Source organism: Amycolatopsis oliviviridis, from assembly GCF_014654365.1.
Lineage (GTDB): Bacteria > Actinomycetota > Actinomycetes > Mycobacteriales > Pseudonocardiaceae > Amycolatopsis > Amycolatopsis oliviviridis.
Window position 1 is genome coordinate 487,297 of sequence record NZ_BNAY01000004.1, and the last position, 25,491, is coordinate 512,787.

28 protein-coding genes and 6 tRNA genes are annotated in these 25,491 nt (G+C 67.6%); 21 read left to right on the plus strand and 13 right to left on the minus strand.

All coding sequences use genetic code 11. The annotated features are described in order from the left end of the window. Positions 1-67 precede the first annotated feature (67 nt). Entirely contained in the window at positions 68-760 is a 693-nt protein-coding gene (locus IE302_RS20125) for a FadR/GntR family transcriptional regulator (protein ID WP_191256033.1), read from the minus strand. Between the two features lie 74 nt (positions 761-834). Here IE302_RS20125 and IE302_RS20130 point away from each other — a divergent pair, with 74 nt between their 5' ends. Further along, positions 835-1,461 (plus strand): GNAT family N-acetyltransferase, encoded by a 627-nt coding sequence (locus IE302_RS20130; RefSeq protein ID WP_191256309.1) that lies wholly within the window; start codon positions 835-837, stop codon positions 1,459-1,461. A gap of 92 nt (positions 1,462-1,553) precedes the next feature. Beyond that, on the plus strand, positions 1,554-2,315 hold the full coding sequence (locus tag IE302_RS20135; protein WP_191256034.1) for a sulfite exporter TauE/SafE family protein: 762 nt from the start codon (positions 1,554-1,556) through the stop codon (positions 2,313-2,315). A 47-nt stretch (positions 2,316-2,362) separates the two neighbouring features. On the opposite strand, the gene hisC is transcribed toward IE302_RS20135, so the two are convergent. Next, positions 2,363-3,418: a histidinol-phosphate transaminase gene (gene hisC / locus IE302_RS20140; protein WP_191256035.1), complete on the minus strand. Its 1,056-nt coding sequence runs from the start codon at positions 3,416-3,418 to the stop codon at positions 2,363-2,365. A 97-nt stretch (positions 3,419-3,515) separates the two neighbouring features. Between hisC and IE302_RS20145 the strand changes: the two genes are divergently transcribed. The 8 genes from IE302_RS20145 (at position 3,516) to IE302_RS20180 (ending at position 10,678) form a co-directional block, all read left to right on the plus strand. Beyond that, positions 3,516-4,148 (plus strand): dienelactone hydrolase family protein, encoded by a 633-nt coding sequence (locus IE302_RS20145; RefSeq protein ID WP_191256036.1) that lies wholly within the window; start codon positions 3,516-3,518, stop codon positions 4,146-4,148. Positions 4,149-4,195: 47 nt separating this feature from the next. Beyond that, on the plus strand, positions 4,196-4,675 hold the full coding sequence (locus IE302_RS20150) for a hypothetical protein (RefSeq protein ID WP_229907860.1): 480 nt from the start codon (positions 4,196-4,198) through the stop codon (positions 4,673-4,675). Further along, entirely contained in the window at positions 4,675-5,799 is a 1,125-nt protein-coding gene (locus tag IE302_RS20155; protein WP_191256037.1) for a PPE domain-containing protein, read from the plus strand. Before IE302_RS20150 ends, IE302_RS20155 begins: the two co-directional genes overlap by 1 nt. Beyond that, positions 5,799-6,560, plus strand: coding sequence for an ESX secretion-associated protein EspG (locus tag IE302_RS20160; RefSeq protein ID WP_191256038.1), 762 nt, complete (start codon positions 5,799-5,801; stop codon positions 6,558-6,560). Before IE302_RS20155 ends, IE302_RS20160 begins: the two co-directional genes overlap by 1 nt. Before the next feature lie 19 nt (positions 6,561-6,579). Then, positions 6,580-8,556, plus strand: coding sequence for an acetoacetate--CoA ligase (locus IE302_RS20165; RefSeq protein WP_191256039.1), 1,977 nt, complete (start codon positions 6,580-6,582; stop codon positions 8,554-8,556). 195 nt (positions 8,557-8,751) lie between these two features. Continuing rightward, the gene (locus IE302_RS20170; RefSeq protein WP_191256311.1) at positions 8,752-10,407 is read left to right on the plus strand and encodes a phosphatidylglycerol lysyltransferase domain-containing protein; all 1,656 of its coding nucleotides are present in this window, start codon (positions 8,752-8,754) and stop codon (positions 10,405-10,407) included. Positions 10,408-10,472: 65 nt separating this feature from the next. Continuing rightward, positions 10,473-10,562 (plus strand) — tRNA-Ser (locus IE302_RS20175). Positions 10,563-10,604: 42 nt separating this feature from the next. After that, positions 10,605-10,678: transfer RNA gene (locus IE302_RS20180), tRNA-Arg, on the plus strand. A gap of 70 nt (positions 10,679-10,748) precedes the next feature. Here IE302_RS20180 and IE302_RS20185 read toward each other — a convergent pair. From IE302_RS20185 to IE302_RS20205, 5 genes are all read right to left on the minus strand, one after another. Beyond that, positions 10,749-10,823: transfer RNA gene (locus tag IE302_RS20185), tRNA-Cys, on the minus strand. A 23-nt stretch (positions 10,824-10,846) separates the two neighbouring features. Next, positions 10,847-10,918, minus strand: a tRNA-Arg gene (locus tag IE302_RS20190). A 3-nt stretch (positions 10,919-10,921) separates the two neighbouring features. Then, positions 10,922-11,010, minus strand: a tRNA-Ser gene (locus IE302_RS20195). A 36-nt stretch (positions 11,011-11,046) separates the two neighbouring features. Continuing rightward, a tRNA-Arg gene (locus tag IE302_RS20200) sits at positions 11,047-11,120 on the minus strand. A 512-nt stretch (positions 11,121-11,632) separates the two neighbouring features. Then, positions 11,633-12,646 (minus strand): phosphorothioated DNA-binding restriction endonuclease family protein, encoded by a 1,014-nt coding sequence (locus IE302_RS20205; RefSeq protein ID WP_191256040.1) that lies wholly within the window; start codon positions 12,644-12,646, stop codon positions 11,633-11,635. A 164-nt stretch (positions 12,647-12,810) separates the two neighbouring features. Between IE302_RS20205 and IE302_RS20210 the strand changes: the two genes are divergently transcribed. After that, a complete protein-coding gene (locus IE302_RS20210; RefSeq protein WP_191256041.1) occupies positions 12,811-14,274 on the plus strand; it encodes an AAA family ATPase in 1,464 nt (487 codons plus the stop codon). Beyond that, a complete protein-coding gene (locus tag IE302_RS20215) occupies positions 14,271-15,470 on the plus strand; it encodes a hypothetical protein (RefSeq protein WP_191256042.1) in 1,200 nt (399 codons plus the stop codon). Before IE302_RS20210 ends, IE302_RS20215 begins: the two co-directional genes overlap by 4 nt. Here the strand turns inward: IE302_RS20215 and IE302_RS20220 are convergent. After that, positions 15,467-16,036, minus strand: coding sequence for a TetR/AcrR family transcriptional regulator (locus tag IE302_RS20220; protein WP_191256043.1), 570 nt, complete (start codon positions 16,034-16,036; stop codon positions 15,467-15,469). The two genes, IE302_RS20215 and IE302_RS20220, sit on opposite strands and share 4 nt — an antisense overlap. Before the next feature lie 47 nt (positions 16,037-16,083). Between IE302_RS20220 and IE302_RS20225 the strand changes: the two genes are divergently transcribed. Next, positions 16,084-16,752 (plus strand): SDR family oxidoreductase, encoded by a 669-nt coding sequence (locus IE302_RS20225; RefSeq protein WP_191256044.1) that lies wholly within the window; start codon positions 16,084-16,086, stop codon positions 16,750-16,752. Positions 16,753-16,756: 4 nt separating this feature from the next. Further along, positions 16,757-17,650 carry an SWIM zinc finger family protein gene (locus IE302_RS20230; RefSeq protein ID WP_191256045.1) on the plus strand — a complete coding sequence of 298 codons (894 nt, stop codon included), beginning with the start codon at positions 16,757-16,759 and terminating at the stop codon, positions 17,648-17,650. On the opposite strand, the gene IE302_RS20235 is transcribed toward IE302_RS20230, so the two are convergent. Further along, positions 17,647-18,651 carry an SEL1-like repeat protein gene (locus IE302_RS20235; RefSeq protein ID WP_191256046.1) on the minus strand — a complete coding sequence of 335 codons (1,005 nt, stop codon included), beginning with the start codon at positions 18,649-18,651 and terminating at the stop codon, positions 17,647-17,649. The genes IE302_RS20230 and IE302_RS20235 overlap by 4 nt on opposite strands. A 178-nt stretch (positions 18,652-18,829) precedes the next feature. Between IE302_RS20235 and IE302_RS20240 the strand changes: the two genes are divergently transcribed. Together IE302_RS20240 and IE302_RS20245 are read left to right on the plus strand one after the other, a co-directional pair. Continuing rightward, positions 18,830-19,477 (plus strand): HNH endonuclease family protein, encoded by a 648-nt coding sequence (locus IE302_RS20240; protein WP_373308011.1) that lies wholly within the window; start codon positions 18,830-18,832, stop codon positions 19,475-19,477. 28 nt (positions 19,478-19,505) lie between these two features. Next, complete coding sequence (locus IE302_RS20245; protein ID WP_191256048.1) at positions 19,506-20,162, plus strand: alpha/beta hydrolase; 657 nt, start codon at positions 19,506-19,508, stop codon at positions 20,160-20,162. Here the strand turns inward: IE302_RS20245 and IE302_RS20250 are convergent. After that, positions 20,140-20,775 carry a nitroreductase family protein gene (locus IE302_RS20250; protein WP_191256049.1) on the minus strand — a complete coding sequence of 212 codons (636 nt, stop codon included), beginning with the start codon at positions 20,773-20,775 and terminating at the stop codon, positions 20,140-20,142. The two genes, IE302_RS20245 and IE302_RS20250, sit on opposite strands and share 23 nt — an antisense overlap. 55 nt (positions 20,776-20,830) lie before the next feature. Here IE302_RS20250 and IE302_RS20255 point away from each other — a divergent pair, with 55 nt between their 5' ends. Beyond that, on the plus strand, positions 20,831-21,307 hold the full coding sequence (locus IE302_RS20255) for a MarR family transcriptional regulator (RefSeq protein ID WP_191256312.1): 477 nt from the start codon (positions 20,831-20,833) through the stop codon (positions 21,305-21,307). On the opposite strand, the gene IE302_RS20260 is transcribed toward IE302_RS20255, so the two are convergent. The 3 genes from IE302_RS20260 to IE302_RS20270 all read right to left on the minus strand — a co-directional run bounded on the left by IE302_RS20260 (position 21,276) and on the right by IE302_RS20270 (position 22,966). Beyond that, a complete protein-coding gene (locus IE302_RS20260; RefSeq protein ID WP_191256050.1) occupies positions 21,276-21,701 on the minus strand; it encodes an ATP-binding protein in 426 nt (141 codons plus the stop codon). The two genes, IE302_RS20255 and IE302_RS20260, sit on opposite strands and share 32 nt — an antisense overlap. A 78-nt stretch (positions 21,702-21,779) precedes the next feature. Then, positions 21,780-22,553 (minus strand): SigB/SigF/SigG family RNA polymerase sigma factor, encoded by a 774-nt coding sequence (locus tag IE302_RS20265; protein WP_191256051.1) that lies wholly within the window; start codon positions 22,551-22,553, stop codon positions 21,780-21,782. Continuing rightward, positions 22,550-22,966: an ATP-binding protein gene (locus tag IE302_RS20270; RefSeq protein WP_191256052.1), complete on the minus strand. Its 417-nt coding sequence runs from the start codon at positions 22,964-22,966 to the stop codon at positions 22,550-22,552. The genes IE302_RS20265 and IE302_RS20270 overlap by 4 nt, the downstream gene beginning before the upstream one ends. A 136-nt stretch (positions 22,967-23,102) precedes the next feature. Between IE302_RS20270 and IE302_RS20275 the strand changes: the two genes are divergently transcribed. The 4 genes from IE302_RS20275 to IE302_RS20290 all read left to right on the plus strand — a co-directional run bounded on the left by IE302_RS20275 (position 23,103) and on the right by IE302_RS20290 (position 25,460). Then, positions 23,103-23,411 (plus strand): WhiB family transcriptional regulator, encoded by a 309-nt coding sequence (locus IE302_RS20275; RefSeq protein ID WP_029715500.1) that lies wholly within the window; start codon positions 23,103-23,105, stop codon positions 23,409-23,411. 214 nt (positions 23,412-23,625) lie between these two features. Then, on the plus strand, positions 23,626-23,979 hold the full coding sequence (locus IE302_RS20280) for an STAS domain-containing protein (RefSeq protein WP_005149764.1): 354 nt from the start codon (positions 23,626-23,628) through the stop codon (positions 23,977-23,979). A 57-nt stretch (positions 23,980-24,036) separates the two neighbouring features. Continuing rightward, a complete protein-coding gene (locus IE302_RS20285) occupies positions 24,037-24,822 on the plus strand; it encodes a metal-dependent hydrolase (RefSeq protein ID WP_191256053.1) in 786 nt (261 codons plus the stop codon). 62 nt (positions 24,823-24,884) lie between these two features. Further along, positions 24,885-25,460: a TetR/AcrR family transcriptional regulator gene (locus IE302_RS20290; protein ID WP_191256054.1), complete on the plus strand. Its 576-nt coding sequence runs from the start codon at positions 24,885-24,887 to the stop codon at positions 25,458-25,460. Positions 25,461-25,491 lie beyond the last annotated feature (31 nt).

Here is a 25,491-nt window from a genome sequence, read left to right on the forward strand (position 1 = left end):
CGTCAGAAGTTTCACAAACTTCTGAAAACAATACTCGTGCGAGGGCGGCCTGGCCATCAAGGAAGCGTTAATCCCGGGCCGTGTAGTCGTGGACGTAGGTCTTGGCGTCGAGCAGATGCCGCCGCGTGATGTCCCGCGCGGCCGTCGCGTCCGAAGCGCGGATCGCTTCGAGGATCGCGCGATGCTCGTCGACGGCCTTGCGGATCTGTCCCGGGAGCCGCAGCGCCGCCCGCCGTTCCTCGCCGACCAGCGAGAGCACGGAGCGCAGCAGATCGGCGACGTCGTCGCTGCCCGCATTACCCGCGATCACCCGGTGGAATTCCGCGTCGGCCGCGATCACGCGCAACATGTCACCGTCGGTCGCGGCCCGGTCCATCTCCTCGACGGTGCCTTCCAACCGCTCCAGCACGCGTGGCGTGTGCTGGAGCGCGAGCCGCTCGGCCAGTGTCGGCTCGACGGTGGTCCGCAGATCGAACAGCTTCTCGACCAGTTGCTCGTGTTCGGAGAACCAGCTCCGGAGCGGCTGCTCGTCGACGGTCTCGCGGACGTACGTGCCCGAACCCGGCCGCACCTGGACGTAGCCGATGGACTCCAGCACCCGCAACGCCTGCCGCAGCGAGCCGCGGCTGATCCCGAGCTGTCCGCAGAGCGCCCGTTCGGCGGGCAGCCTCGACCCGGCTGGGAGCCTGCCCGAATCGATCATCGTGCGCAGATGATCGACGGTCGCACTCCACACCTGTTCGCGCTCGTCGTCGGCCACGGATTCATCCTCGCAGGTTCGGCGGAACGCCCGGAAATGTCGGTGAGGGGTGTCATCATCTGACGATGACTGGGGTGGCAGGGCTGATCAAGGCATGGGTGCACGGCTGGGCGCTGTCCCGCGGTGTGGGGATCCCGGTGGCGGAACCGGACGGCTACCGGCTCGACGTCGGGCGCCCGGGGCATCGCGTGAGATACGTGCTGTCGGACGCCGGTTCGGTCGAGAGCCGGGCCCGCTCGCTCACGGAGCCCGGAACTTGGCTGAAGGTGAGCGCTTCGCGTGAAGAGGTGGAGAAGACGGTGCCGCCGAGCTGGGAGGTCGGCCCGCCGGAGTACCTGATGAGCGCTCCGCTCGCGATGCGGCCCGTGATGGCCGCGCCCGAGCCGTACCGGGCGGAACTCGTCGGCGACGGCGTGGTCACCGACGTCGTGGTGCGCGCGCCCGACGGTTCGCGCGCGGCCACCGGCCGGGTCGCGATCGCCGGCGGCACGGCGGTGATCGACCAGGTCGTCACGGAGCCCGAGCATCAGCGTCGCGGGCTCGGCCGGTTCGTCATGCGCAGGCTCGACGAGGTGGCGGTCGCGGCCGGGGCGGATCGAGCGGTCCTGGTCGCGACGGAGCAGGGACGGGCGCTGTACCTGACGCTCGGCTGGACGGTGGCCGCGGAGATCACGGCGGCCCATCTGCCGGAGAAGAACTGAACGAGACATAACGGACCAGCTGATTGTTCGACTAGACACATCCAGAGCGCGAAAGGAGGTAACGGTGCTTAGGGTGCGCACGTGAGCGCTTTATGACTTGGTGGCACGCGGTAGTGATCTTCATCGCGGGGCTCTGGGCGGGCACCATCAACACGGTCGTCGGTTCGGGCACGCTGGTGACGTTCCCGGTCCTGGTCGCGCTCGGCTACCCGCCGCTGACGGCGACGACGTCCAACGCGATCGGCCTCGCGCCCGGCACGGTCAGCGGCGCGATCGGCTACCGCGAAGAGCTCAAGGGCTACTGGCCCCAAGTCGCGAAGCTCGCGGTGGCGTCGTTCCTTGGCGCGATCTGCGGGACGATCCTGCTGCTCTCGCTGCCGAAGGACGCCTTCGAGACGATCGTGCCCGCGCTGGTCGGGCTCGCGGTGGTGCTCGTGATCGTCCAGCCGCGAGTGGCCGCCTGGGTCGCGAAGCGCCGCGAGGAGAACGGGAAGGTCCACAAGATCGGGCCGCTCCTGCTGTTCCTGATCTTCCTGATCGGTATCTACGGTGGATACTTCACGGCCGCGCAGGGCGTGATGATGGTGGCCGTCATGGGGATGCTGATGTCGGAGTCGCTGCAACGGCTCAACGGCGTCAAGAACGCGCTGTCCGCCGTCGTGAACATCGTCGCCGGCGCGATCTACGCCTTCATCGCGCCGGTCAGCTGGCCCGTGGTCGCGCTGCTCGCGGTCGGGTCGACGATCGGCGGCCAGATCGGCGCGAAGATCGGCCGCAAGCTCTCGCCGAAGGTGCTGCGCGGCGTGATCGTCGTGGTCGGCCTCGCCGCGATGGTGCAACTGCTCCTCAAATAGGAACCGGCCCGCGCTCCGAGAAACGCGGGCCGGGTTCGGAACAGCCGTCAGCGCGGGAAGGCCTCGGCCGCTTCGAGGAAGAGGTCGTTCTCCTCGGGCGTCCCGATGGTCACACGCGCACCTTCGCCGGCGAACGGGCGCACGATCAGCTTCCGCTCCAACGCGTGCTCCGCGAACTCCGTCGTCCGCTCGCCCAGCGGCAGCCAGACGAAGTTCGCCTGCGTCTCCGGGACCTCGTAACCCTGGGCCACCAGGGCATCCCGCACGCGGGTCCGCTCCGAGACGATCTCCTTGCAGCGCTCCAGCAGTTCGCCCGCCGCGTCGAGGGAGGCGATGGCCGCGGCCTGGGCGATCATGTTCACCGAGAACGCGACGTAGACCTGCTTCAGCGCGACGGCGATCGCTTCCGGCGCCACCGCGTAGCCCACGCGAAGACCGGCGAGGCCGTACGCCTTCGAGAACGTCCGCAGCACCGCGACGTTGTCCCTGCCACGGGCCAGTTCGACGCCGTCCGGCACCTCGGCGTCGGTCACGAACTCCTTGTAGGCCTCGTCGAGCACGACGAGCACTTCCGACGGCACGGCGTCGAGGAAGCGCTCCAGTTCCGCGCGCCGCAGGACCGTCCCGGTCGGGTTGTTGGGGTTGCACACGAACACCAGCCGCGTCTTCGGCGTGATCGCGGCGAGCATCGCGTCCAGATCCAGCCCGTGCCCGTCCGTCAGCGGCACTTTCACGCTGACGGCGTTCGCCACCTGCGTGACGATCGGGTACGCCTCGAACGAGCGCCACGGGAAGACGACCTCGTCACCGGGACCGCACAGCGCCTGGATCATCTGCTGGCAAAGGGAAACCGAACCGCAGCCGACGGCGATCCGCTCGACCGGCTCGCCCAGTTCACGGGCCAGCCGCTCGACGAGCGCGGACGCCGTGATGTCCGGGTACCGGTTGATGCCCTGCGCGGTCTCGGCTATGGCCTGCGCCACACTCGGCAGCGGTCCACCGGGGACCTCGTTGCTCGCCAGCTTGATCGCACCCTGGATTGTTCGGCCAGGAACGTACTTCGGCAACGATTCGAGATCCGCACGCGGCGAAACTGGGGACATCTTCGGCGCTCCTACGTCTAGTGGACGGCTCCGACACCGTATCTTCCCGCGCGGGTGCAGGCTCCGAATATTTACCTAAGAGTGGTCTGATGGAGGAATGACCCTGACGACCACGGTGGAACACCAGCACGCCGACGGCCACACGCTGAGCCTGACCTTCGCCGAACCGGACGGCGTCGTCCGCGGCGGGCTCGTGGTGCTGCACGAAGAAGCTGAAGAGGTCGAAGAGGGTCTGGGCCTGCTCCTGGCCGGGCTCGCCGGCGAAGGCTGGCTCACCGTCACCCCGCACCTCGACCGGGACAACCTCACACAGCAGGACCTGCTCGAAGCCACCGACGCGACGCTGTCCTGGCTCGCCGAACGCGGTGTCCAGGCGGATCTCGTCGGTGTCGTCGGTTTCGACCTCGGCGGGACGGCCGCGCTGGTCGTGGCGTCGAACCGCAGGCTGGGCGCGGCGGTCAGCGTCGGCGGGCAGGGCGTGACCGGGCTGCCGGTCCTCGTCGAGATCGCGGGACGGCTCACCAGCCCGTGGCTCGGCATGTACGGCGACGCGGGCGACGAGGCCGGAGGCGCCGAGGTCGAACAGCTGCGTGACGCGGCGGCGAAGGCGAAGGTCGCGACGAACGTCGTGCACTACCCGGGGGCCAACCACCGTTTCGACGCCGACCCGGACGCCGCCGCGGAGGCCTGGCAGCGCACGTTGAATTGGTTCGACGCCCACCTGCGCTGACTCCATCCGCGCTAACATCTCCCTTGAATGTGACAGGGGAGGGTCGAATGGCACAGTCACCCAAGGTACCCGCGACGCCACAAGCCGCGTTCGGAGCTTCGGCTCCGGCCCTGGCTCCCGTGGCGGGCCAGATCCGGGACACCAAGACCGATGCCAAGAAGGGGACCGTCAAGGTCACCGAGGACGCCGCCAAGAAGCTCGTCGACGCGCTGCTCAAAGCGCGTCACGAGCTGAACGCGCTGATCAAGGATTCGACGGAGTTCAAAGCGCCCTTGAAACTGGGCGACAACTTCGTCGGGCACACGATGAGCGAACGGTTCCAGGGCGCCGCGACCGAGGGGACCGAAGCCGCCGTGCCCGTCCTCAAAGACTTCGCCGTCGTGCTCAAGGACCTCCAGCTGACCGTGATGGCGGCGCGGAAGATGTACGTCGCCGCGGACGAGGAGGGCCAGGAGGAGCTCGAACGGGTCGCTCGCCGGTTCGACATGCAGGACATCGTCGAACACGAGCGGAAGGACGAGCACTGATGCGCATCCTGCCCACACCGTGGCCGCCGCCGGAGCCCGAGCCCCAGCCCGGTCCCGATCACCTCGCCGCCGACATCGACTGGATGAGTTACTCACATCGCGAGCTCTACGAGATGGTCCACAACGAGCTGGACCTGACGAGCGCGGAAGCCGTCGCCGCGCAATGGGCGAAGATCAGCGCGTTCCTCGACCGGGCCGGCACCGAACTCCGGGCGGCCATCGTCGCCACCGCCGACGGCTGGACGGGCGAAGGCGCGGACAGGGCCCGTGACGCCGCGATCAAGCTCGTCGACTGGGCGGGCGAAACGAGCTGGCGCGCGGAGAACGTCGCGAACTGCGTGCGCCGTCAGGCGGACATCGCCGACACCGCGCGGCGCACGATGCCCGAGCCGCCGGGGACCGCCCCGCGGCCCAAGGTGCCGGAGCCGCCGAGACGTCGACCGATCCCGGTTTCCGATTCGACGCAGGCCATGTCGGCCTCGCCGCCGTCGAAATCCGGCTTCGCCGAGGCCGGGCGGATCGTCGCCGAACCCACCGACGAGAGCTCGCAGGACCTGCACCGCCAGGCCGCCGACGTGATGACGCGGATGCAGCGGAACTCCGGCGAGGTCTACGAGAACGTCCCCCGCTTCACCTCGTACGGCAAGCGGCCGCAGCTCCTCAAGACACCCGAAGAACCGAAGCCGGAACCCAAGCCCGAACCGCCGGTCCCGCCGCCGGACGACTCGACCCACAGCAGCGCCACCGACGACGTCGCCCCGATCCAGGTGCGGGAGCCGATCGAGGCACCGCGCTCACCCGGCGCGAGCAGCGGCGCCTACGTCCCGCCACCGCCAGGCACCCCCGGCGGAACCCAGGAACAGCTCGGGCAGGGCAGCCGATCCGGCGTCGGGGGCTTCGGACCTTCGGGGCAGCCCGGCCAGGTCGCCGGGACCCGGGCCGCGGCCGCCGGCATGGGCGGCTTCGGCGGGATGCCGATGGGCATGGCGCCTTCGCAGGGGCGGCAGGGCGAAGAGGACCAGCACAAGACGCCGGACTACCTCGTCGAGGACTCCGACGTCTGGGGTCTCAGCGGGCAAGTGACCCCGCCCGTCATCGGTGAGGACCCGAGGAGCGGTCGCTGATGGACTGGATCCGGTTGCACGTCGGCGAGCTGTTCCTGCTGTGGTCGGCGCACGGACGCGACGAACTGCCCGCGGTGCTGGAGGTCCCGCACGTCGGGCGGACGCCGGAGTTCCGGGCGGAACTGGTGGCCACGGCCAGTCGAACGCTGTCGGAACGCGGCCTTGGCACGGTGGAGGCGCCCGCACCCGGGCTGGTGGGGCTGCTGCACACCCTCGCGAACAGCGAACTGACGCTGGACCTGCGGCTCGACGGCGATCCGGCGTACCGGGCCGTCGGTTGCGTGTCCGATCGCGGCGCCGTCGCGATCGGCGTCTCCGGCACCGAGGTCGAGATGTCGGCCCTGCGGGAACCGCTCGTCGCCGCGACCCTGCTCCAGGCGTTGCCGCCGTGCGAGCAGGGGCGCGGCCTGTCGGTGAACCTGCGCGTCGACGACTACACGGCCGCCTGCGAGGCGGGGGAGCGCGGCGGGCAGCCGGCGTTCTCCGACGTCCTGCGCGACGCCGGGCTGCGGGAACCCGAGATCATCGTGATGGTGCGGATCGCGACACAGCGGATCGGCAGCGGACGGCTTGGCGCGACCAGGAAGTCCTGGGAGGGTCGCTGGGTGCGCGGAGAGGGTACGTTGAGCTGGGTGGACACCCCCGACGGCCGCTACGGGCTCCGTCGTGACCGGGGCTGGCTCACGGTCACCCCGCTCGACGCCGGGCGGCTCAAGACGATGGCGTACGAGCTGTTCACGGGGGCTCGCCAGTTCGGTTAACGAGGGTTAACATCGCGGGGTGACGCACACCGCCGACGCCCCAGAAGTGCTCTGGCGCCCCGAGCCGAGCCGCCTGCCCGACACCAAGATCGACGCGTTCCGCCAGTGGCTGCGCACCGAACGCGGCGTGGAAGTCGACGACTACAACGCGTTGTGGGAGTTCTCCGTGCGGCGCGGGCCGGAGTTCTGGTCCGCCGTCGGCGAATTCCTCGGCCTGCGCTGGCACGACCAGCCCGGTGAGGTGCTCACCGGCGAGATGCCGAACGCGCGTTGGTTCGAGGGCGGCACGCTGAACTACGCCGAGCACTCGCTCATGCCCGGCGTCGCGGGCGCCGCGAAGGCCGACGACGAGGTCGCCGTGATCTTCCATCGCGAAGACGGTCTCTCGTCCCAGCTGACCTACGGCGCCCTGCGTTCCGCCGTCGCCTCCGCGCGGGAAGGACTGCGGAAGCTGGGAGTGTCCAAAGGGGACAGAGTCGTCGCGCTCGCGCCGAACTGCCCGCAGACGCTGATCGCCTTCCTCGCCACCGCGAGCCTCGGCGCGATCTGGTCGTCGTGCTCGCCGGACTTCGGCGTCCGCGCGATCACCGACCGCTTCGCGCAGATCGAGCCGAAGGTGCTGATCGCGGTCAACGGCTACGTCTACAATGGACGGTGGTTCGACAGCCGGTCGACGGTGAACTCGTTGCGGGACGAGATCTCCACGCTCGAAGCGACCGTGCTCATCGACTACGCCGGCGGCCGCCTCGACGGCACGCTCGACTGGGACAAACTGCTCGCCGACAACGAGGGCGCGGAACTGGCCTTCGAGCCCGTCGAATTCGGCCACCCGCTGTGGGTCCTGTACTCCTCGGGGACCACCGGCCTGCCGAAGGGCATCGTCCACGGCCACGGCGGCATCACCCTCGAACACCTCAAAGCCCTTGCGCTGCAAAGCGATCTCGGCCCCGGTGACCGGTTCTTCTGGTTCACCACCACCGGCTGGATGATGTGGAACTTCCTCATCTCCGGCCTGCTGACCGGGACCACGATCGTGCTGTTCGACGGCAGTCCCGGCAGTCCGGACCTCAACGTGTTGTGGCACTTGGCCGAACAGCACCGCGTCACCTACTTCGGCACGTCGGCGCCGTACATCCAGAGCTGCCTGAAGGCCGGGATCAAACCGGCGGAACGGTTCGACCTCACCGCGTTGCGCGCCTTGGGATCCACCGGCGCGCCGCTGAGCGTCGAAGGTTTCCGGTGGATCGTCGACGAGGTCGGCAAACGCGTCCAGATCTGCTCGGTGTCCGGCGGCACGGACCTGTGCGCGGCGTTCGTCGCGGCGGCCCCCGACGTCCCGGTCTGGCTGGGCGAGCTCTCGGTGCGCGCGCTCGGCGCCGCCGTCGCCGCGTTCGACGAGAACGGGAAGCCGGTGGTGGAAACGGTCGGCGAACTGGTGATCACCGAGCCGATGCCGTCGATGCCGGTGTTCTTCTGGAACGACCCGGACGGTTCGCGACTGCGCGAGGCGTACTTCGAGATGTACCCCGGGATCTGGCGGCACGGCGACTGGATCCGGGTCACCGGCCGCGGCTCCGCGGTCATCTACGGGCGCAGCGATTCGACGCTCAACCGTGGCGGCGTCCGGATGGGCACGGCCGAGTTCTACCGGGTCGTCGAAGCTTTCGACCAGGTCGCGGACTCACTGGTGATCGACACGTCGGCGGCGGGGAACGAGGACGGGCAGCTGCTGTGCTTCCTCGTGCTGACCGACGGCGCGTCGCTCGACGAGGTCGAACCCGCCCTGCGCAAGGAGCTGCGAGGCGCCCTCTCGCCGCGCCACGTGCCCGACCGGTTCGTCCAGGTGAGCGAGGTACCCCGGACGCTCAACGGGAAGAAATGCGAGGTACCGGTCAAGAAGATCCTTTCGGGGGTTTCACCTGACCGCGCCGTCAGCCGGGATGCGCTGCTGAACCCCGACGCCCTTGTACCGTTCGTAGAGCTGGCAAGGAGCTAGGCCGCGTCCTGCGAGTCACGTTCGCGGTCTCCGCGCCCAGGCGGCCCCTGACGGCACGGGCGGTCCAGCCGAGTACAACCCGGTACGAGGCTGGACCGCCCGCACCGCCAGGGACCACCTGGATCACGAAGCCCATCGAACAGACTCACAGGACACGACCTGACGGGGGCGGAAAACTTGGCGGGCGTTTGGCGGGTGGCCGGTGCCACCTCGGTCGTGGCGATCACCTGGGTGACGCGGCTGGCCGGACTGCTGGCCCTGGTCTCGGTGCTGGTCCCGGCCGGGCGGCGCACCCTGCGCGGGCGCGTCGCCGAATGGCTGGAGCTGCCGCACGAGGCCACGGTCGGCGCGGCCACCGTCGCGCTGGTGACCGGTGTGCTGCTGGTGCTGCTCGCCACCGGCCTCAAACGGCGCAAGCGCCGGGCCTGGCAACTGACGGTCGCCGCCGCGGCGCTCCTGACCGTGTCGCACCTCGGGCTGCGGCACGTCCTCGGCCCCGGCCTCGTTTCGCTCGCCCTGCTGATCGCCCTGATCGCGACGCGGCGGTACTTCGTCGCGCTCCCCGATCCGGTGACCGGCCGATGGCGCGCGGTCCGGGTTTTCCTGCAGCTGACGCTGGCCGGGGTCGCGATCAACTTCGTGCTGCTGTCGATCGCGCGAGCGGTGGAACCCCTCGACACCGGCGACCGGCTGGCTCAGTCGGTGCTGGCGCTGGTCGGCGTCAGCGGTCCCGCCGTGTTCCGCGCGCTGTGGCTGGAGGACCTGTCGGCGGCCGTTGGGGTGCTGTTCGGCATCGCCGCGGTCCTGCTGGCGGCGTACTTCCTGCTCCGCTCGGCAGAGCCCGCGCCGAGACTGACCGACGACGAGGTCGACCGGCTCAGAGCGCTGCTGGACGAACGGGACTCGCTGGGGTACTTCGCCCTGCGCCGGGACAAGTTCGTGGTCTTCTCGAAGTCGGGGAAGGCAGCGGTGACGTATCGCGTGATCGCCGGTGTCGCGCTGTGCTCGGCGGACCCGCTCGGCGACCCGGAAGCGTGGCCCGGCGCGATCGAGGAGTACCTGGAGGTCTGCCGCCGGTACGCCTGGACCCCGGCCACCATGGGCTGCTCGGAACTGGGCGCGACCGTCTGGGCGCGCTTCGGGCTGGAGGTGCTCGAAATCGGCGACGAGGCCGTCGTCGACACCGAGACCTTCACCCTCGAAGGCCGCGTCATGCGCGGAGTCCGCCAAGCCGTCTCACGCACGAAGCGCGCCGGCTACACCGTGCGCGTCCGGAAGGCCGAAGATCTCGTCCCGGCCGAGCTGGACGAACTCCGCGCCCTCGCCGCCACATGGCGCGGCACCGACACTGAACGCGGCTTCTCGATGGCCCTCGGCCGCATGGGCGATCCGGGCTCGGTCCTCGTCACCGCCGAACACGACGGCCGGGTGCGCGGCGTCCTCCAGTTCGTCCCCTGGGGCGAGAAGGACCTGTCCATGGACGTCATGCGCCGCGACCGGACCGCCGACAACGGCATCAACGAGCTGATGATCTCCGAACTCCTCCTGACGACCCCCGCACGGCACGTCTCCCTGAACTTCGCCGCCTTCCGCGCGGTCCTGGAGCAAGGCCAGCGCATCGGCGCCGGCCCCGTCGCCCGCCTGTCCGCCCGGACGCTGCGATTCTTCTCACGTTGGATCCAGATCGAGACCCTCTACCGCTTCAACGCCAAGTTCCAGCCGCGGTGGGTCCCGCGCTACCTGGCCTACCCCGCGGCCCGCGACCTCCCCCGCGTCGGCATCGCCGTCTTCGAAGCCGAAGGACTCGGCGGACGCCCATCCGGCCTGCTCAGAGCGCTGCAGCGGATCTAAGGGGGGTCCCTTTCGCGGGGGTTCACGGGGTGTGTAACCTATTTGAGCAGTGGTCGTTGGGCCTGGGAGGCTTCGCCTAGTCTGGTCTATGGCGCCGCACTGCTAATGCGGTTGGGGGTAACCCCCCCTCCCGGGTTCAAATCCCGGAGCCTCCGCTGGTGCCTGTTCCGGCAGGTGCTAGATTAACAACTGAACAAGCGCCCGTAGCTCAGCTGGATAGAGCATCTGACTACGGATCAGAAGGTCAGGGGTTCGAATCCCTTCGGGCGCACGTCTGGTTGAGACAGCACTAAGGCCCTCCCGTTCGCGGGAGGGCCTTTTTGTCTGTCCAGTGTGGATTCTGGAGACCCACCCGGGAGTCGAACCCGGAGTCCAACGGCTTTGCAGGCCGCCGCACGACCGTCGTGAAGTGGGCCGAGCTCTTCGGCTTCGATCAGCGTGCCCCCGGCAGGAGTCGAACCTGCGTTCCCGGCTTCGGACGCCGGCGTCGTATCCGTTGGACCACGAGGGCTTGCGGAGGATGCAGGATTCGAACCTGCGCGGCGCTCTCGCGCCGACCACCGTTTTCGGGACGGTTGCCTTACCGGGCTCGGCCAATCCTCCATCGACCGGCGCATCCCCCTCGGACACGCCGACCAGTGCCCCTGCCAGGACTCGAACCTGGGACCTCCGCATCCGTAATGCGGCGCTCTGTCCACCTGAGCTACAAAGGCGAGGTGGAGACGAGTGCACGCCTCCACCGGCGCTCGCCCTGGCCGCCTCTTCGGCGACGGGAGCGAGCTTTGAGAAAAGTCTTCTGTTATCAAGGTTCGCGCTGAAATGGGCAGCGTCGAGCACCGGCGGGAGGAGTCGAACCCCCTGGACACGGTTTTGGAGACTGTTCCGCTTCCCAAGCTCGCCGATAAAGAATTGCTTTCGGGCATACCAAAAGAGAAGCCGCCCGGATCGGTTTCCCGATGGGCGGCTCCCTGGCATCACGCGTGCTATCGCGTCATGATGGGGAGCCCTCGTCGACCAGAACTCGCTGGTCAGACTGCCACGAACGTCGCCAAGAGCAAGGCGACGGACATACGGCGATGGACGCGGCGGCCGAATGCCGACGCTGCGCCTTTCGCTCGTGCATGTTCGTCATGGCTGCTCCTCGGGCTGGTTGGGTAGGCCAACTATGACTCAACGATCGCTGTTGCGCAACGCATTTGCGGTGAAGCAAGCAGAGTGTGGGCTACTAGCTCTTTGGGGGGCCTTGGAACGAGACCTCGAAGAGGTGTTGCTCCGGCCGCTCCGCGGTCAACCACAGAGGGAAGTGCGCTTCGTAGTTCGCGTTGGGGTCGACTCCCTTAAGCCAGAACAGAGGAAGCTTCCGCTCCATCGCGTTGCGAAGAGCGACATTATCGGAGTGAAGTGGGTCCTTGCCTCGATACTTGTAGCGAAGAATGCGGCCGCTCTCGTCTAGTTCATCCTCGTAGGGACGTTCCTCGGTCGGCCGCCGGTAGACCGTCTTGATGGATAGGGCGCTATCGAGTTTCGCAGGCTTGTGGATGCCGGACTGGGGGTTGAGGACTGGGATGCGCGTACCGTCGAAGATGAAGTTCGCCATCTGCGCGAACGGGATCGGGCCACCGTTCTGGGCTGTCAGGTCTTCGAGCCACTTGAAGACTGCGCTGCGGACGGCCCGTTCAAACTCGATAGGAACTTCGCGTCGCTTGGTCCGCGATGGCTGGGGCAGCTTTGTTGTGGTCGTTGATGGTGCTTCACGCTTCAGCGCGGTCGAGCGGAGGAACACCGGCGGGACGAGCCTGACCTCGCTCCGAAGCGCACTGACGACACTCGAGTCGAAGTACTCATAGAGCACATCTGCCGCCAAGAAGACGCCACGAGGTTCATCGAGAACGTCCACTACTTCGGGGCGAAGGCCGCCTCGTGCACCGTTGTCCCGTAGCCACTTTGCTGAGCGTGGGATGTTGTCGTCAATCGGCGTGCCGTCTTCTTGCGTAGGAGTCCACAGCGTCCGTTCAAGCTGCCAGAAGGCTTGTGCTGCCGGAACCCTGCGTGGGCTGAACCGGTCGATCAGCTGTTCAAGAGGATCTTCTGCCGCTTCGAACGTCGTTGCCGCTGAGCGTTCATCGAGGTATCGACCAAAGAGCCAGAGCAACAACAAGGGCTTGTGCAGTGCGTGTTGGCTGCCGACCTTGTCGGTTTGAAGCCGGCGAAGCTGCTCGTGCAGGCCGTTCTCGTCCACAACCACCCCTCCGTGTGACGCAGACGACTGAGTGTAGTGGCGCGAAGCTTGCGTACGCGCAACTGCTAGCGCGAAGCGTGTCCGCTATCGGGAAGTGCGACTGTGTACCCGTCACTACGCGTGGCGCGAGGTCGGGATGGTCGGGCGCCGGTACCTTCAGTCTCATGACTGAAGCGGCGGATTGGACGCCTGAGAGGCTGCTCCGAGACGGTCTGAGTGAGGTTGACCTAAGCTCGCCAAGCGGGACGAAGTTTTCACGTCTTGAGTACTACCTGGCAGGCGTCGCGGAGATCCGAGCGACTCGCATTGCTGCAATTCAAATCAGCCGGGCAGCCGAGCTGGCCGGTCAGCTGAGGCGCTCGACGCGGGTCGACAACGCCGAGCTGGTAGCCGTGGTCGTCCCGCTGGCTGATACGGACCGAGCAGTTGCTGAGCTTCGCAAGTACCTGAGGTCGAGCGAGACGCCTGCAGCTCTACTTCTTGGTCAAGATGGATCCGATTGGAACGTCAAGTGGGTCGGCGTGCAGAAAGGTGCCGAGACCATCTCCGCCGAAAAGTTGGCTGCGTTTTTCGGGACGCAGTTGGAGAGTGTTGTAGTGAAGGACCGAAAAATACGGACTCCTGCGCATCCGCTAGTCATCGACAGTCGCATCCAACGAATGCTTCGGCTAACAGTGCGGTCCAGCAAGTCGGTCATGTTGGTAGGGCCGCCGGGTACTGGAAAGACGCAGCTGGTTGGCGAGCTCATCGACGATATCGGTAGGAATCCTGAGTCCTTCGGCATGGGGCTCATCCATGATCCACTGATCGTGACTCCGGACGAGTCATGGACGACCAGAGAGCTGGTGGGCGGCGAAACTGTCGACGACAAGAAGCGTTTGCGGTTCAGTCCCGGTCACGTGCTGGAAGCTATCGCGCAGGACCAATGGCTGGTCCTTGATGAGGCAAATCGTGCTGATCTGGACCGAATCTTTGGAGGGCTGCTCACCTGGCTTTCGGGCAAGGAGGTCATGGTTGGTCGTGTCAGCGCCGATCCACGGTCTAGCCCCATCATTCTTACGTGGGGATCAGACCCTGAAAGTGTTGTAGTCGGTGAAGAGCGCCTTCGATCAGACAGTCTGTCGAATGAGCCGATCTACTACGTAGCGGGAACCGACTGGCGACTCATCGGGACTTACAATGCAGTCGACGCTCAGCGCGTGTTCCGGTTCGGTCAGGCGCTTGGCCGACGGTTCGGCCATGTCCCGGTATCGGCACCAAGAGCTGACCAGTTTTCGACAGCGCTGAGTAACAGGATTAGCGCTGCTGATACCCCTATTCCAGAACCGCAGGCAGGTCAGCTGCGCGCCATCCTGGAGAGGATCTACACCGCTCAGGGTGTTGTTCTGGATCCGATGGGGCCGGCGGCTCTTCTCGATGTTTCGGACTACGTGGCAGCAGGGCTGTTAGCGAATACTGACACTGACCTTAGGCAATTGGTTGCCGAAGGTTACTTGGCAAGTATGGGGTCTTGGCTGTCCGGTTACGACGGAAACACCCTCACCAGGTTGGGTGAGGAGCTAGGAGCTGAAGAGGTGCTTGGCGGGCAATGGAATTGGCTGCTTGACCACCTGAAGGCTCTTCGATGAAGAAAAAGCTGTCCTTTCCCGAGGACGGTCTTGTGGAGCTTTTCCGCAGCTGGTCCGGTAAGGGCGAGCTGTACGCAGGCTTGGCCGCAGTACTCAGTGAGGATGACTTCGAGTGGACGGAGAAGGATGTCGAGCGTCGAGCACACCTCATCCTCTTCGAGCAATGTCGACCTCTGATTGAGCAGCTACCCACGAATGTTCAGGACTGGCTGAAGGTCTTGCCCGTTGTCAGCCAAGCTGAAATGGTGCGCAGCCGGTCTCCGCGGGGAGCCATTGACTGGCCGGCTACTCGGCGACAGGGGTGGCCGCCGACCGAGTTTCTTGGGCGAGCCCGTCGTCGTGGGGTGGATGACGAACTATTGAGCGCCTTGCGCTGGACGGTCGAGCGTCTCATTGCAGTGTATCTGCATGCCAAGGAGATGCGTCCTACGATCGGAAAAAAGGTGCAGGAACAGTTATCCGTGCTGGACGACCTGGCGGCAAAGCCAGAATTGCAAGCTGTGGAAGCTGAGCCACCGGATCTGCTGATGGTCGAAGGAATCCGGCGTGCTGGACCGTTGTGGCGGGTAGTCGGAGACCTGTCCGATCTACTTCGGCAGGAAGAAACCAGTGACCTAGCTCGGCTTGCTGCCGAGTTACTGACTCCAGACGACGAGATCAGGTGGAGGCTTTTTCATCTTTGCGTGTTAGGGACGATGCTCGGTGTACTGCGAGAACAGAAATGTCGACCGGTCAGCCGCCGTCCGCTGGCTGGACGCTCACGTGGCCCCGCGTTCCGAGTAGACGTTCCTGGCGCTGCGCCCTGGGATTTGTGGTTCGAAGCTGCGGAGATCTGGGATTTCACCAAGAACACTGAACCCTACGTCGAGGCGACCGGTGGGCTGGTACGCCGTGGCTACGTTCGGGGTGCGGACTTGTTCTTGATAGACCCTGCGAACAAGCGCGCTGTGGTCATCGAGTGCAAGTACACCGATAAGGGCGAGTACCTGCGGAGCGGGTACGACCAGGCTCTCGCTTACTTGGTCGAGGCCAGGACGTTGCTCGTGGACGAGGGTGAGGCGTTTGTCGTAGCGCCAATCGAGGCTGTTCCGAAGGTAGGGGTGGGGCGCACAATGGCAGGTCCGCTCACGTACTGCGCGCCTGAACATCTCAAGGGCGAGCTGACCCGAGTATTTAGCGGCTGGCTGGCCAGCTAGTCCCCGAAGACGCTGGTGAGGGTCTGTCGGATCAAAGCTGGCAGGTCCGACTCCCCGTCCGTCTCAGCCCATCGGATCAGCGCGACGTGAGCGGCGCCTAGGCAGGCCATGGCCGTAGCCCGCACCCGAAACTCCTCCTCAGGCGCCGGAGCAGAACCACAAAGAGCAGCGACGATCGCATCGGCAGTCGCGTACTGGCTGTCCAGATGCCGAGCCCGCAGCGCAGGCACCGAGATCATCAGCCGGAGCCGCGCCAGCAGGAAAGCCTTCTCCTCGGAAGTGCCCAGAGCGGCGGTCGACTCCAAACCGCGCCCGATCCGCGCAGCCAAAGGCAGCGAAGCGGGCTGCCCAAGCACAGCGGAAGCGGTCACGGGGTCGTATTCGTCGTAGAGGACCAGGTCCTCCTTCGTGGGGAAGTGCCGGTAGACCGTCATCGCCGAGACGCCGGCGGCCGCGGCGACGTCGGCGACGGTGGTCGCGTCGTAGCCGACGTCGGTGAAGAGGCGGACGGCACACGTCTGCACCAGAAGCCGGGTCTCGGCGCGCTGGCGGTCTCGGAGGCTCATGTGGTAGACACTATCAAAGTGTTAGTGACTAACATCTGGGGTACGCGATGAAGACGGCATTGGTGACCGGGGCGTCCAAAGGGATCGGGGCGGCGATCGCGAGAAGGCTTGAGAGAGACGGCGTCAAGGTCCGAAGGCACGACAGCAGTCAGGGAGACCTCGCACAGATGGAGGGCGTCGACAAAGCCCTCGAAGGCATCGACAGCCTCGACATCCTGGTCAACAACGCGGCCGCCCAGCCGGCAGGGCCCATCGAGACGGACACCCCCGAAAGCTTCGACCACCTCTTCGCGGTCAACGTCAGGGCGCCGTACTTCCTCATCCAACGAGCACCGTTGAACGACGGCGGCCGCGTTATCAACGTCTCCTCGGTCGCCACCCGGATGGCCAACCCGACACAGACGTCCTTCGCGATGACGAAGGGCGCGCTCGAGACGATGAGCCGCACCCTCGCCCACCAGTTCGGACCCCGCGGGATCACGGTCAACGTCGTCGCGCCTGGCGCCACCAGGACCGCGGACAACGGCCAGGTCTTCACGTCCGAATTAACAACCGCGATAGCAACCCTCACCGCGCACCAGAGACTCGGCACCGCGGACGACATCGCGGACGTCGTCGCGTTCCTCGCCTCCGACGACGCCCGCTGGGTGACGGGGCAGGTCCTCGACGCGAGCGGCGGGTTGTTCCTCGGTCCTCCGGCGCAAGGGGTTCAATAGGGCGGTGACGTGGTTCAGCGAGGACGAACTCCGCAGGCAGGCCGGTGACGTCTCGTTCGCGCGCGGGGCCAAGTACCTGGAGTCGGTCGAGGCGCTGGACGACGTCGCCGGCGGGGTCGCGGCGGTGGTCAGCGGCACCGACCGGTACACGGTCCGGTTGCGCAACGTCGGCGGCGAGCTCGTCGGCGAGTGCTCCTGCCCGCACGCGGCGGACGGCTTCTTCTGCAAACACTGCGTGGCCGTCGGGCTGCTGGTCCTCGAAGGCGTGGCGGACGGCGGCGCGGCCGACATCCGCGGATACGTCGAAACCCTCACCCGCGACGAGCTGGTCGAGCTGCTCGTCGGGCACGCGAACGAGGACCCCGTCCTATTCCGCAAACTCTCGCTCAAGGCGGGCCGCGAGGACCTCGACGCGTTGCGGCGGCACGTCGAGGGAACGTTGCGGTTGCGCGGTTTCGTAGGGTTCCAGGGCACGCTCGCGTACACCGAAAAGGTTCGCGAGGTGCTCGCCACCGCCCAGGAGCTCATGGACGCTCCGCTGCTGTGCCGCGTCGTCGAACTCGTCGTCGAGGCGCTGGACTTCGTCGAGGACTCGTTCGGCGCGCTCGGCGAAGAGGTCAGGAACGCGCTCGCGTTGTACGCCGAGGCCTGCGCGGAAACGCCGCCGGAGCCCAAAGAGCTCGCGGAATGGTTGCTACGCCTGGATCTCGACGGTTCCGGCCGCGTCGACGTGAGCATCGCGGACTTCACCGCCGGGCTCGGTTTCGAGGGGCTCGCGGTGTTCCGCGCCGGCGTCGAGGAACGATGGCGGCTCGACGACGGCGAGGACCCGTACCGCAGCCGCAAACTCCAGCGGCTGCGTGAAGGATTCGCCGCGATGCGGAACTGGAAAGCCTAGGCGCGCCGGTGCCGGACGCCCGAGTTCCGGTACAGCTCCTCCAGATCCCGTTGCCCCGCCTGGTCCCCGGTGTCGGCGGCCGCGCGGAACCAGTGCTCGGCCTCCTGGAAATTGCCGTGGTCGGCGGCGAGCCTGCCGAGGTTGGTGTACGCGGGGACGCTGCCGAGTTCCGCGGCCTTCCGGTACCAGGCGGTGGCCTCGCCGGGATCGTTCCGGTCGTTGGCGAGGACGCCCAGATTCGTCATCGCCGCGGCGTCGCCCCGTTTGGCCGCCTTGAGATACCAGCGTTCGGCGGCGTCGAGCTCGCCGCGCCGATGCAGCACCAGCCCCAGGCGGACGGCGGCTTCGGGCGCGCCGGCGGCAGCGGCCGCGTGATAGCAGCTTTCCGCGCGCGTCAGATCTTCCCGTCGCTCGGCCTCAAGACCGAGTTTGACCAGCGACGGCGCGTCGGTTTCGGTGGCGGCCTCGCGCCACCAGGGTTCCGCCTCGGTCGTCCTGCCGGTGTCGCACAGGAGGGCGCCGAGCGTGATCATCCCTTCGAAGCTGCCCGCCTCCGCGGCCTCGACCGCCCAGCGCTCGGCCTCCTCGAGGTCGCCGCGCCGGTGCAGCGACCGTCCGAGTTCCGCCATCGCCTCGACCCGGCCCTCGGCGGCGGCCCGCCGCCACCAGTCCTGGGCGGCGTCCACGTCACCGCGTCGCGCGCAGAGATTTCCCAGATGCGCCATGGCATGCGAATCACCGGCCGTCGCCGCTTCGCGGTACCAGCGTTCGGCCTGTTCGGGTACGCCGCGCTCGCGCAGGAGATGCGCCAGGTTGCCCATCGCGACCCTGTCCCCGCCCGCGGCGGCCTTCCGGAACCACCCCTCGGCCTCGTCGAGATCGCCGCGCTCCAGCGCGGTGGATCCCATGCGTGCCATGGCGATCACGTGTCCGCGTTCCGCGGCCTTCCGGTTCAGATAGTCGTCGATCCGGGTGTTCCACTTACGTTTTTCGGCGCCCACGAGCCCGCTCCTTCCGGCAGCGTCCAAGGGGTAGTCGCTGCTCAGCGCCCCGATGTGACAACAACTACCTGGCGTCATCGTCGTGTCGCTCCCGGTTTCCCCGCGCGGCCCGGCGATACTGGGGCACTCCCCATTCCCCGTCGAGAGGAACCGCGCGGTGGCCACGCGTACCCGGCAGATGACCACGGCCCAGCGTCTGCTCCTGCTGATCACCCTCGGCGCCGTCGTGCTCGCGGTGTTCTGGTTCGTCAGCGGCAAGGGCGACGCGCTGCAACCCCAGCCCTCGAACCCCGCCAGCGCCGCGGACGCGCGCAAGCAGCTCGACGAACTCACCGTCGCGCCGCGCGGTTCGATGGACGGCTACGACCGCAAGAAGTACCCGCACTGGGACAACCAGGGGAACAACTGCAACACCCGCGAGTTCGTGCTCAAACGCGACGGGAAGGACGTCAAGGCCGGTTCCGACTGCGCCCCTACCTCCGGCAGCTGGACGAGCATCTACGACGGCGAGACCTGGACCAAGCCGACCGACGTCGACATCGACCACATGGTCCCGCTCGCGCAGAGCTGGGTCAGCGGCGCGAAGTCGTGGACCGACGAGAAGCGGCGCCAGTTCGCGAACGACCTGACCCGGCCGCAGCTGTTCGCCGTCACCGACAACGTCAACCAGGAGAAGAGCGACAAGGCGCCGGACCAGTGGAAGCCGCCGCTCGTGTCGTTCTGGTGCACCTACGCCACCGACTGGATCACCGTGAAGCACTACTACGGCCTCACGATCACCACCGCGGAGAAGAGCGCGCTCAGCGACATGCTCGGTCGTTGCTGATCTCCCCGGTTTCGGGTTGGCTGGGGCGATGGCGACCTTCGTACTGATCCATGGCGGTGGCGGCAGCGCCTGGGACTTCCACCTCCTCGAGGCGGAACTGACCGGACGCGGCCACGACGTCGTCGCGGTGAACCTGCCGATCGAAGACGAGAAGGCGGGTTTCCCCGAGCACGTCGACGCCGTCGTGAACGCGATCGGCGACCGCGGGGACCTGGTTGTGGTCGGCCATTCCTATGGGGGCTTCACCGCGCCGATCGTCGCCGGGAAGCTTTCGGCGCGACTGCTCGTGATGCTGACCGCGATGATCCCGAAACCGGGCGAGTCGCCGGGGGACTGGTGGGGCAACACGGGTTTCAAGTCCGACGAGACCCTCAGCGAGGAAGAGCAGTTCTACAACGGCGTCCCCGCGGACATCGTCGCCGAGGCGGGCTCGCACGCCCGGAACCAGGTCAGCGCCGAATGGGGGCAGCCGTGGCCGCTGGAGAAGTGGCCGGACGTCCCGACGAAGGCGCTCATCGCGCGCGAAGACCAGTTCTTCACGCCTGAGTTCCTGCGCCGGGTCGTCCAGGACCGGCTCGGATTCGCGCCCGACGAGATCGACGGTTCGCACTCCGTGCCGTTGAGCCACCCCAAGCTCCTGGCGGACCGGCTGGAGTCCTACCTCACCAGCGGTCCAAGCGCATGACCTCTTCGAGCGGCTGACGCGCGGCGGGCTTGAAGGTGTCGCCGGTGTAGAACGCCGTCGGGATGAGCGCGGCCTGGTGCACGTTGTCCGGCAGGCCGAGGATCTCGGCGGCCTCCTTCTCGTACGCGAGGTGCAGCGTCGTCCACGCGGTGCCGAGCGTGACGGCCCGCGCCGCGAGCATGTAGCTCCACACGGCGGGCAGCAGGTTCCCCCACAGCCCGGCCTGGTTGCCGGCGGGCAGTTCGGCGTCCGTCGTCTCCAGGCACGGGATGACGTGCACCGGCACCTCGCCCATCTTGTCGGCCAGGTACTCGACGCTGGAGCCGACGCGCTTCTGCACCTTCGAGCGCGCCGGATCGTCCGCGAACAGCTTCCCCGCCGCCCTTGGGGAATCGAGATAGTCGCGGCACGCACGCTGGTAGAGCTTCCCCAGTTCGGCCCGCTGGCCGGGATCGGTGACCACGAGCCAGTGCCAGCGCTGCGTGTTCGACCCGCTCGGCGCCTGCAGCGCGACCTGCAGGGCGTGTTTCACCAGTTCGAGAGGTACCGGCCGGGTCAGGTCCAGGCGTTTGCGGACGGTTCGGGTGGTCGTCAGCAGCTCTTCGGGCGTCATCAAGCGATTATGTCGTTACAATCCGCGAGTGGGGAGGCCGCCGCGCGAACGAGGGATGGGCACGTTGCTGCGGCATGTCCTCGAAACGACCGAGGCGGACGTCTCCGCGTTCTTCGAGGACATCGGCCTGGGGGACTACCGGCCGCGGTTCACCCCGTTCGTCCGCGCGATCGTCGCCCACGGGCCGCTGGCCATCCGCGACCTCGCCGCCGAAGTCGGCGTGACACACTCCGCCGCCAGCCAGACCATCGCGCAGATGGCGCGTCAGGACCTCGTCTCGCTCAGGCCAGGGCGCGACGCGCGGCAGAGGATCGTTTCGCTGACCGAGAAGACGCTCGGCCTGATGCCGACGCTCGAAGCGGAGTGGGCGGCGACCAGCGCCGCAGCCGAACAGCTGGAAGCCGAACTGCTGTACCCGCTCAGGGAGGTACTGGTCGCCGCCATCGAGGCGCTGGAGCGCAAATCGCTCCGGGACCGGATCGCCGAAACGGACGCCGCGCTCAGGCTCGCGCGTCGGACGGGTGAAGGCTGAACACAGCCCAGACGTACTTTCCGCCTTCGCACAGCTCGTGTCCCCAGTCGTCGGACAGAGCGTGCACCAGCTGCAGACCGCGGCTGCGCGCCGCCATCGGCGAAGGTTCCTTCAGCTTCGGCCGCTTCGAGCCGGAGTCGTAGACCCGCAGGGTGAGCCTGCCGTCGGAGTACTCGACGTCGAGCCTGTCCGGCTTCTCACCGTGTTCGAAAGCGTTCGTGACCAGTTCGGAGGTCGCGAGCAGGACGTCGTCGACGTCCGGGCCGTCGAGGCCGAGGCCGGCCAGGGTCGTCCGGACCGCTTGCCGCGCGACCGCGGGGGCCGTCACATCAACGGGCAGGGGCAGGGAGACCACCGGCAACGTGCCCCCCGATCGCGTCTTGGACATCGTCATGGTTCCGCACCTCCCCTCACGCGAGAGACTCCCAGATCCGTTGTCGTCTCCCAGATACCCACAAGGGTCGAGGTCGAATCAGGGTCCGTCCGTGAGTTCTGTCTCGGTCAGTCCTTCACGCAGTTTCTTGAGCGTGGCGGCCAGCAGCCGTGACACCTGCATCTGCGAAACCCCGACACGGCGCGCGATGTCCGACTGGCTCATCCCGGACCCGAACCGCAGCGCGACGATCTTGCGCTCGCGATCGGGCAGCCGTTCCAGCATCGGCCGCAGCGCCTCGCGGAGCTCCGCCTGACTCAGGTTGGCGTCCGCCTCGCCGAAGCGGGTGTGCGCCGAGTTCTCCAGGAGGTTGTCCAGTGAGGCCCCGTACCGGCCCTGGCCGGCACGGAGGCCTTCGTAGACCTCGTCGATCGGGATGCCGAGATGCGTGGCGATCTCGCTGGGCTTCGGCGCGCGGGAGAGCCGGACCGTCAGCTCCTCGCGCACGGCCGAGATGTTCGCGTTCAGCTCCTTGAGCCGCCGCGGGACCCGGACCGACCAGCTGTTGTCGCGGAAATGGTGCCGGAGCTCACCGGAGATGGTCGGGACCGCGAAGGCCAGGAAGTCACTGCCCTGGCCAGGGTCGAACCGGTCGACGGCGTGGATCAGCCCGATCGTCGCGATCTGGACCAGGTCCTCCATCGACTCGTCCCGGTTGCGGAACTTGCGCGCCAGGTTGCGCGCGAGTTCCAGATGCGCGCGCACGAGCTCGTCCCTCAGCCGTTCGCGTTCCGGGGCGTCTTGCGGCAGCGCGCACATGCGCTCGAACAGGGCCGGAACATCCCCGCCGTCTCGCCCGACGGGTTCGGTCACGGCCGGGCCGCCTCGCTCTCCCGGATGAGCTCGACCCTGGACAGGTAGCCGCCGTCGGCCGGGGTGACGCTCCGCCGCGCGGACGTCGCCAGCGCGGTGAGCAGCTGCCAGGACAGACCGGTCTCGTCGTCGGGCTCCGGCGAGTCCGAAAGCACCGAGACGGTCACCTCGATCCGTCCGTCCTTCCACGAGAAAACGCAGGTCAGATGACCGTCGGCGGCCGAGGGGAGCAGCATGGAGCAGGCCTCGTCCACCGCCATCCGGAGATCCTCGACAGCGTCCAGGTCGAAGTCCTGGCGCATCGCGATGTCCGCGACGATCGTCCGGAGAGTCGGTACCACGTGCGGTACCGCGGCCGTGCGTACCTCGATGAGTTGAGCGCCCTGCCCGCTGGGCGGGGTGTTGTCCACCACGTGTGTTCCTCTCTCGAGCTGCGCTGCCGAGTCGTCGATTGCCCGGAGTGTGAGCAAACCAAACCCAGGTTTGAGTCGCGCAGGCGGCGGGCATGTAACCGGGGACAAACGATCTCCTGGAAAGGCGGGGACCGACGTGGCTGACGTGAGCCGGCTGCCCAACGTGGTGGCGGAAGAGTGGGATTGGCAGCTCCGTGGGTCGTGCCGAGGCGCCGACAGCAGCTTGTTCTTCCACACGGACAACGAGCGCGGTTCGGCCCGCGAGCGGCGCGAGACGCGTGCCAAGGCGATCTGCCAGACCTGCCCTGTGCTGGCGCAGTGCCGCAAGCACGCCCTGGCGGTCCAGGAGCCGTACGGCATCTGGGGTGGGCTCGGCGAGATCGAACGACGTGAGCTGTTCCTCCGGGAACGCCGCGCCGGGCGCAAGGCGCTGACGGCGCATTGAGCGCGTCCCGGACACCGGTCGGCGACGCGCGTGACGGCGATCGTGGCGCCCCGTCCGTACTGGGTTAGGGTTGAGACTGTCGTTGCGGGGACAGCCAAGCCAACCCGCCGAAGAAGAGCGTGCGTCCGTGTCCGGACTGGGCGCGGCCGTCGCTTGAGACCACAGGCGCGTTCCGGCGCTGAGCGTCGGTTCTCACCTGATGAGGAGAATGTGCATGCCCGCAGCGGACCAGAACACCACGCCGCCCGGTTTCAGCATCACGCTGGACGCCGACGCGTCTGTACCGCGCGTGGTGGTCACCGGTGAGCTAGACCTGCTGACGAGCCCGCAGCTCCAGGAGACCCTCGGGGCCCTGATCACGGACAAGCCGTCGGGACGGGTCGTCGCCGACCTCACCGGCGTGACCTTCTTCGACTCCTCGGCGCTGAACGTGGTGCTCCAGGCCCAGCGCCAGGCCGCCGAAAAGGCGGTCGAGCTCGAACTGGTGCCCAGCCCGCAGGTGAGCCGAGTGATCGAGCTCACCGGCGTCGCCGAGCACCTCAGCGTGTCGGAAGAGCCCCCCGCCTGATCCCCCGCTACGGTCGTGGGCTCGTGATCCGCGACACCTGGGGGAAGCAGCACGATGATGGGGCGGACGCATGCCCTGACCGGCTGGTGCGCGGGCCTCGCGCTCGCGCCCGCCGTCGGAGCGGGCACGGTGCACCAAGCGGTCGTGTTCGCCGCGACCACGGCCGGATTCGCCCTCCTTCCCGATCTCGACCATCCGGGCGCCCGCGCGTCGAAGCTGCTCGGCTGGTTCACCGGCGCGCTCTCCTGGCTGCTCCGCCGGGTTTCGGCCGCCCTCTACGCGCTGACCAAGGGACCGCGGGACGAGAAGGTCACCGGTAAGCACCGGCACCTCTCGCACACCGTGCTGTTCGCCGTCGGCCTCGGCTTCCTGACCTCCTGGGGCACCGCCGAGGGCGGGCCGTGGGCGGTGTTCGGCGTCGTCGTCCTCGGGCTGCTGCTCGCGGAAGGCGCGCTCGGGGACTGGCTGCTGCCGGTCAGCGGCGCAGCGGTCGGATGGTGGGTGTGGACCGCCCCGCCGGACAAGGCGGCGCAGCTCGCGGAGATCTCCGGCTGGCTCGGCATCGCCGTCGCGGCTGGGTGTTTCGTGCACTGCCTCGGCGACGCGCTGACCGAGTCCGGCTGCCCGTTCCTGTTCCCGATCCCGATCGCGGGCGAGACCTGGTACGAGATCCGGCCGCCGAAGCCACTGCGGTTCCGCACCGGCAAGAAGGTGGAGAACCGGCTGATCTTCCCGGTGTTCGCGGTCGCCGCCGTGGTGCTGATCCCGGGTGTCTGGGAGTACCTGTTCACCACGGCCCAGAGCCTGTTCACGCCGGAAGGCGCGCAGACCGCGGTCCAGTGAGGAATGTCCTCGTCCGGGAAAGCGTTGAATCGGAACGCCGGACCCGGTTGAGGAGGGGAACAGTGGACAAGCCCGTGCTGCGCGCCGACGCGCGACGCAACCGAGCGAAGGTGCTCGCGGCGGCCGAAGAGGCCTTCGCCGTCGATGGTCTCGCCGTCCCCCTCGACGAGATCGCCCGCATCGCCGGTGTCGGCGCGGGCACCGTCTACCGGCATTTCCCCAGCAAGGAAGCGCTCTTCCAGGCCGTCGTCCTGGACCGCGTCGAGCAGTTCGCCCAGGAGGCACGCGACCTGCTGACCGCCGAAGACCCCGGCGAAGCGTTCTTCGACTTCTTCAAGCGCGTCGTCCAGCAGGCCTCCCGCAACCGGGCCCTGTGCGACGCGCTCGCCGAGACGACCGGGCTGGGCTTCAAAGTGAGCGCGGGCAACGACTTCCGGGCGGCTTCGCAGGCGCTGCTGACCCGGGCGCAGGCCGCGGGCGCGGTACGCGAGGACATCGACGGCGACGACCTGCGCGCCCTGATCGCCGGCTGCCTCGCCGCGGAACGGTATTCGCTGGAGGAACGCCATCTCGTGCGGATCGTCATCGACGGACTGCGCACCTTCCACTCAACTTGCACGCTGCGTAACAAAAAGTAAGATCAACGCGAGAAGTCCTCGTACCTGCGCT